Annotated in this window: 1 protein-coding gene; it reads right to left on the bottom strand. The window is 56.9% G+C overall.

All coding sequences use genetic code 11. From position 1 onward, the window contains the following. Positions 1-2,708, bottom strand: a 2,708-nt coding sequence (locus tag H1Y01_RS18435) for a VWA domain-containing protein (protein ID WP_180542167.1), incomplete at its 3' end; no start/stop codon positions are given. Between the last annotated feature and the right edge of the window lie 343 nt (positions 2,709-3,051).

The raw sequence follows: 3,051 nt of genomic DNA on the forward strand, positions 1-3,051 counted from the left end.
ACCGTGACCGACCCGAGATTCCCTGAGCCCTGATCATGCACAACCACGCGCAGGCAAGTCGCATTCGCGTTTCGCGCAAAAACGTGATTGTAGGTGAAGCCGTGGTCCAGCATATCCCGATAAGTCTTCGGAAGCACGTTCGGAACTATGTTCTGGTCTTCCCGGTCATACAGGCTTCCTTCCTCGTCCTTCTGCGCCATACTTACATCGATCTTGCCCGTCCACCGGTCTTCCTTGTGCAGCAAAACGAGAGCTTCCGCGTCGATCACCACGCGAACCTCACATCCACCGGATTGCGCGGACGATAAGTTGGCCGTCAGACCAATACCGCTCGCGTCAAGAGGACTCCACAGCGCATCGCTCAATTCCTTCTCGACGTTCTCGACCGGCCTGGCATCCATGTAACCCGGACGGTAGAGCAAGGTTATCTTTGGACGCTCTTTCACTTTCACCGTGAGCGAGTGGTAAGTGCCGTCGTACTTCAAACTCTCGGGATAGAAGCCGAGAGTATAAGTGAAATGCGAATCGTCGATTGCGGAGCGGATCGCGCCGCTGATGTCACCATTACTGATCGAAGCTCGGCCGCCGGTCTTCGAGGCCGCATCAAGCATCGTTGCCAGCGTCGAGTTGTACCGTACCACGGAGCTTCTCAGTGCCCAGGGTACAGGGGCTTCGCGTTCCGCCGCGCTGTAACCGGGGTCGGCGATCACACCGCGCGCGTCAATTGGATAAATCGAAACGTTGGCGTCCACGGCAACGCGCATTGCACCGGATAGTATCCTGTTCGAGTCCGCCGCCGTGAAATCGGGGAGGTTTGCCGAGATCCAGATCAGGTTCTTGCGTCCAGGTACTCCGGCCAGGTGGTTGATAACCGCTTTCAGCATCACCAACGAATTCATTAGTTTGAAGAGTGGAGCGTTTGCCGCCGCGGTAAGTGGATCGGGACTGCCCTGCAGTTGGGACCACCGAAACCCGCGATCTTGGCCATTGACCCATCTTGCGAGTCCCAGCGTGATATCCGACGGATGCGACCCTTTGGTGAACGACGGAAGCACCTGTCCACCCGAAGTACGCGATGCAAGGATCTGCACGAGTTCTGATGAATCGGTAGTTATATCTTGCAGAATCTGCGGCCCCCAAGGCGTTAGCAGGTAGAGACCGATCCGTTCTTTCGGATTCATTTGACTAAGAAACTTAATCACCTGGTTTCTCGCGTCCACTTGGTCGACCCATACGGTATTGAGCTCATCGAACAGGATCACGTTGATGGCGCCTTGATGAGAGGCGGCAAGCCCGTGATTGGAAACAGTTGCCGATTGCTCCGATTGAGCGGCTTGCGGCGCCTGTGTCGATGGTTCCCGCGACGGGCTCTCGTTTGTCTTGAACAGGCGGATCTGTTGCGGTTTGTCGCCATCGTAGATCGCGAAATCCCGCTGATTCAGATCTCTTATCAGACGGCCCTTCTCATCGCGCGCCACCACCGACACTTCAACTAACTTTGCGGAGGCTTGGAACGTCGGGGTGACTTTTTCATCAGGCTGAGCATTCGGTCCTGCAGACTCGCGCGTCGCTTCACTAAGGTTCAACTCCGCATCCGTAGGCTCAGGTCTTGTGTCGGCCGCGGCATTGGCGGTAATCGCGTCCGTCTCCGGCTTGGCGTCAAATACAAGCTTCGAATCTGCCTCAAATTTGCGGTAGTTCGAGTAAAGCGTCTCGTTTAGATAGTCGGTTGGCGAAGTGATCAGGACGTTCGAACGAGTAAACGGGTAATGCGGCAGAACCTGCGAGACCATCCGCGGCCCCGTGACCTCGGAAAAAGTAACACTGCGCAACGGTAGCAAGAAGGTCGATTCGCCGACCTTGACAGGCCCATAGGCGACAAACGTATCGCTGCGCCGGGTCGGAAATGAAGGCGGCTGATCATCCGCCTGCCGCGTCATTCGCAGCACCGCGCCCGAATCCGGATCGGCAAACAGCCTGCCTTGATAGCTCGGGTTGATGTGCAGTTCTCCGCTCATAACCGTGAACCTCGAATGCAAGGCCGGAACCGAATAGGCAAATACCGCCGCCTTCGCGCCCTGAACTGTCTCCCAGTGGTCCCATCGCATCGTGACCCCGCTATCCGGCACAAACAGCGCCGCGAAGATTCCCGCGAATTCGCCTAGCGTTTTGAGGCCACCGCCTCCGAGATTCGGCGTTCCACTTACTTTCACCACCGAGTACGACTCTTGCCCATCGCTATAGCGGAGTTGATTGATGCTGCGGTCGCGCGCGCGAAGCTGATGCCACAGCGGACGCTTTTCTGCGGAGAGCGCGAGATCGTCGTCGAAGCGCCGGATCTCCGCAGTGACTAAATAATTCGGCAGACCCTGTACGTAGCGGGACGCATACTGCCGGATTCTGGCAAGGATCGCGCTTTGTGCTTCGGCGGCGGGTTCGGCAAGGTTAAGCCAGTCGCTCTTGGGCGCTGGCTCGAAAACGCTCTTATCGGCCATCAACTGGAGTGCCGCGGACGTCTTCGATCCGCTCGATTCGCGCAACAGCTCCTGCAGCCGCGCGTCGCTGAGCCGTTCGGAGAGCTCGATGTTCGACAGTCTACGCGCAACTTCCATGTCCGGTCGGCGGGAGTTCTTCGCCGTCTGCACCAGTTCCTGAAGCTGCTGGACGGTCAATGGCGTCGCGCCGAAGAGCACTTTCGCTTGGAGCACTACGCCGAGCGCTACAGGAAGTCGCTTAATATGCCTCATGGCCCCCAGCGTTTGCCGAATACTTTGACTCGCTGCCATTTGAAAGGTTACATCAAAGATGGCATGCAAGTTTCGGGCCCGGCGAAAAGCCGCTTCCGCAAGTCATTGAAACGAAACACTGTGTGCGAAACTCACCCGTGATATACTATCAGTAGAAGATTTTCCTTGACGGCCACAAGATGTTGCGTCAATATTGCAATTGCGCACCCGCGCAGGAGCAAGTCCCCATGAACGGAACAGCCCGACAGAAGGCAGTTATAGTGGAGGAGTTGAACGCTCAGCTCCCATCCCAAACCACTCGCAC

This window comes from Nevskia soli, from assembly GCF_903970205.1.
Classification (GTDB): Bacteria; Acidobacteriota; Terriglobia; order Bryobacterales; family Bryobacteraceae; genus Bog-113.